This window comes from Synechococcus sp. R6-10 (assembly GCF_047461815.1).
In the GTDB taxonomy this organism is placed as follows: domain Bacteria; phylum Cyanobacteriota; class Cyanobacteriia; order Thermostichales; family Thermostichaceae; genus Thermostichus.
The window spans coordinates 1-2108 of sequence record NZ_JANSHW010000094.1 but is presented as its reverse complement, the minus strand read 5'-3'; the positions used below and the strand labels follow the sequence as shown (position 1 = coordinate 2108).

3 protein-coding genes are annotated in these 2108 nt (G+C 58.7%); all 3 read left to right on the top strand.

Annotated elements, in window-relative coordinates; genetic code table 11:
* Positions 1 to 394: amino acid--tRNA ligase-related protein (locus NW837_RS03260; protein ID WP_414329247.1), on the top strand; the 394-nt coding region annotated here is incomplete at its 5' end.
* A gap of 220 nt (positions 395 to 614) precedes the next feature.
* The gene (gene fabI, locus NW837_RS03255; RefSeq protein WP_011432788.1) at positions 615 to 1391 is read left to right on the top strand and encodes an enoyl-ACP reductase FabI; all 777 of its coding nucleotides are present in this window, start codon (positions 615 to 617) and stop codon (positions 1389 to 1391) included.
* Between the two features lie 32 nt (positions 1392 to 1423).
* On the top strand, positions 1424 to 2108 hold a 685-nt coding region (locus NW837_RS03250), incomplete at its 3' end, for an AI-2E family transporter (RefSeq protein WP_414329245.1).

Sequence of the window (2108 nt, the reverse complement as noted above, 5' to 3'; positions counted from 1 at the left end):
CCACCCCGACGACTTGGCCGACCTGAAAACGGCGCGGGCCCAGGCTTATGACCTGGTGTGGAACGGCGTGGAAGTAGGAGGGGGATCCCTGCGGATTTACCAGCGGGAAATTCAGGAGCAGGTTTTTCAAGCGATTGGCCTCACCCCCGAACAGGCGCGGGACAAGTTTGGCTTTTTGTTGGAAGCCTTTGAGTATGGCACCCCGCCCCACGGCGGCATTGCCTACGGCCTGGATCGGCTGGTGATGTTGCTGGCCGGGGAAGATTCCATCCGGGATGTCATCGCCTTTCCCAAAACCCAGCAGGCGCGATGTTTGCTCACCGGCGCTCCTTCCAGCGTTGAGGCGAAGCAGCTCAAGGAACTGCACGTGGCTTCCACCTATCAGCCCGGTTGAGGGAGGTATCTTCCAACGGCCACGGGTGCTCGATGATTTCGGCACGGGTAACAGGGCTGCGGAGATCCAGCAGACAATATTCCTTTTCAACCAATAAGGACTTTCATTGTGGAAGCCGGGCCTTTTTAACGGGAGTTCAGGAGTGCCTGGGATCCCTTCTCCCAGCCCCAGCTCCCACCTGTGGGAGGATAGAAAGGAATACACCCCTACTTTTTTTGCCATGCTACAGCTGACGGGAAAGAAAGCCTTGGTAACCGGCATTGCCAACGAGCGCTCCATTGCCTGGGGCATTGCTCAGCAACTGCACAAAGCGGGGGCCAGCCTAGGGGTTACCTATCTGCCGGACGAGCGGGATCGCTTCAAAACCAAAGTTCAGCAACTCACGGATCCCTTGCAGCCAGATTTTCTCCTCCCCTGCGACGTGCAAAGCGATCAGCAGATCAGCGATCTGTTTCAGGGGGTAACCGAAAAATGGGGTCAGGTCGATATTCTGGTTCACTGCCTGGCCTATGTCAAAAAAGAGGAGCTGAGCGGCAACTTCAGCGATATCTCGCGGGAGGGGTTTGCCCTGGCCATGGATGTGAGCACCTACTCCCTGATTGCCCTCTGCCGGGCTGCCAAGCCCCTACTGAGATCCGGCAGCAGTGTCCTCACCTTGACCTACTTGGGAGGAGTGCGAGTGGTGCCCAACTACAACATGGCTGCCGTCACCAAAGCGGGCCTGGAAACCTGTGTCCGCTACCTGGCTGCCGAGCTGGGCCCTGCCGGGATCCGGGTGAACGCCATTTCTGCCGGCCCAATCCGCACCTTGGCCTCATCGGCCATTTCCGATTTTCATGCCATGCTGCATGCTGTGGAGGAGAAAGCTCCCCTACGGCGCAATGTCACTCAAATAGAGGTGGGCAATGTGGCGGCTTTTCTGGCCAGCGACCTGGCCAGCGGCATTACCGGCCAGGTGATCTACGTGGATAGTGGGTATAGCATCCTGGGTTTTTAAGCGCTTTGGGATCCCTTGGGGATGGCTCCGGCATGAATCGCTTCTCACCCTTGCAGCGGTTGCTGCTCACCTGGATCTTGATCGTCATCAGCGGCTGGCTGGCCATACAGGTGGGTCGGCTGTTTGGGCATTTGCTCACCACCATCCTGACAGCGGCGGTGCTGGCCTTTTTGCTCAACTACCCGGTGCAGGTGCTGCGGCGCTATCGGGTCAGTCGAGGTTTGGCGGTCACCCTGGTCTTTGCTCTCTCGGTGGTGCTGCTGGTCTTGGTGGGGATCGCCGTGGTGCCGGTCTTGGCCAAGCAAGTGGTGCAGCTGGGGGCGCGGATCCCAGAGTGGGTGGACACCTTACAAAATTGGCTCGACCAGATTAGCCTTTGGGCCGCCGAGCGCAACATCAACCTTGGCCAGACGGAGCTGGTCAATACCCTTCTCAACCGCCTGCAGGCCAGCGCCGAGAAAATTGCCGGCCAATCCCTGGATCTCCTTCTGGGTACGTTCAACCAGGTGATCGACTTGGTGCTGGTGCTGGTGTTGGCCCTCTACATGCTGCTCTACGGGGGCCAGTTCTGGCAGGGGTTGCTCAGCCTCTTCCCCAAACCTTGGGGGCCGCGCATTGGCGAAGCCCTAGCCCTCAGCTTTCAGAACTTCCTCATCAGCCAGTTGGTGTTGGGGTTCATCATGGCCCTGATGCTGGTGCCGGTTTTTGGGTTTTTGC